This is a genomic window from Pseudonocardia sp. SID8383, from assembly GCF_009864975.1.
Taxonomy (GTDB): domain Bacteria; phylum Actinomycetota; class Actinomycetes; order Mycobacteriales; family Pseudonocardiaceae; genus Pseudonocardia; species Pseudonocardia alni.
Map to the genome: position 1 here is coordinate 1 of NZ_WWFY01001265.1, position 283 is coordinate 283.

The 283-nt window shown below is 78.1% G+C and carries 1 protein-coding gene; it reads right to left on the reverse strand.

What is annotated here, in order from left to right:
* Positions 1-283: tyrosine-type recombinase/integrase (locus GTW08_RS30840; RefSeq protein ID WP_161152905.1), on the reverse strand; the 283-nt coding region annotated here is incomplete at both ends.

Below are 283 nucleotides of genomic sequence, written 5' to 3' on the forward strand. Positions count from 1 at the left end.
GACGCGCGGGTCCAGCCGCCCGCCCCGCACGCCCAGCAGCAGCGCCGGCGGCGACGACGGGGTCGCCAGCGCCGGTCGGCCGTGGTCGAGCCAGCGGCGCAGGGAGCGCGCGGCGGGGACCCCGAACACGATGGTCCGTTCCCGGTCGCCCTTGCCCCGGACCCGCAGCGTACGGGTGGACTCGTCGACCGCCCCGACGTCCAGCCCGCACAGCTCCGCGACCCGGATCCCGGTCGCGTAGAGCAGTTCGACGACCAGCAGGTCGCGCAGCGCCTCCGGGGCG